At 44.6% G+C, this 1,112-nt stretch carries 1 protein-coding gene and 1 pseudogene; both read right to left on the reverse strand.

The window, feature by feature from the left end:
- Positions 1–448 (reverse strand): annotated as a pseudogene (locus R8O70_RS25945) (sensor histidine kinase); the annotation flags it as partial.
- Positions 420–1,088, reverse strand: coding sequence for a response regulator transcription factor (locus tag R8O70_RS25950; RefSeq protein ID WP_005463721.1), 669 nt, complete (start codon positions 1,086–1,088; stop codon positions 420–422). The gene R8O70_RS25950 and the pseudogene R8O70_RS25945, both read right to left, overlap by 29 nt.
- Positions 1,089–1,112: the final 24 nt, after the last annotated feature.

Consider the following 1,112-nt stretch of genomic DNA (forward strand, 5'->3'; position numbering starts at 1 on the left):
ACAGAGTGAACTGGTGCAATGAGCTTTCATATTCATCCAGATAATCGTCCGAGTCATCTTGGAAGACGATGTACATCAAGCCTTCGCCAGAAGGATGATCAAACACTACAAAGTGCTTATCCTCTTCGCCCAACAAGTATTCATAAAAGCCTGGAGATTTGAACGCGAGCAACCAACTTGGCGTCGGTGCTTTACTCCAATAGGAGTTAAATTCCAACTTGTTTGGTAACGGGGCCTTCCAACCCTGCTTTTGAAAATTTTCGGTGTAGAGCGCCGCTTCCGTATCGAGCCAGTGATGGAGACTCAATACCTCAAGTTTGTTTTCTGCGACATAAATCAGTGACCAAAACAGCGTAAACATGACGAACGTCATCACGCCAAAACCCCAGCGAATCTTGCGATAAATACTTGGGTATTCGTTATGCTTTAAGTCGGTAACCTTGTCCATGAATAGTCTCTAATCGTGATTCTTCAAAACCTTTATCGAGTGCAGTTCTCAAACCATAAATATGGCTGCGTAATGCATCACTACTAGGTGGTTCGTCACCCCAAACACTTTCGATCACTTCCGTTCGTGATACTGACGCAGGCGCGTACTTCAAGAGCAACTTTAAGATTTTGGTTTGGATGCGACTTAGCTTGATCTCTTTACCATCGCGCGTGACTTTACCAGTGCGCGCATCTAAACAGATATCAGCGAACGTCAGCGTACCAATGTCTTGGCGTGGGCCACGACTAGCTAAAGCATGAATACGTAAACTGAGCTCTTGCATCGCAAACGGCTTCATTAAGTAGTCATCCCCACCCGCTTTAAATGCCGCTATTTTGTCATCTAATGTGTCTTTTGCGGTTAGAAAAAGAATGGGCGTTCCGCAAAACTGTTCCTGACGCAGCTTTTGTACGGTACTGATACCATCGAGTTTTGGCATCATGATGTCCATAATGATCACGTCGTAATGGTTATCTTCCAACAACGCCAGCGCAGCCTCTCCGTGATACGCGCAATCTATCGTCATACCTTCGAGTTCTAGGTAGTCAGCAATGGTCTCGGAAACATTGTGGTTATCATCAACAATTAAAATTTTCATACGACTCACATTTCTTCACGATCT

Origin of the sequence: Vibrio sp. 779(2023), from assembly GCF_033344285.1 — a bacterium.
GTDB lineage: Bacteria > Pseudomonadota > Gammaproteobacteria > Enterobacterales > Vibrionaceae > Vibrio > Vibrio alginolyticus.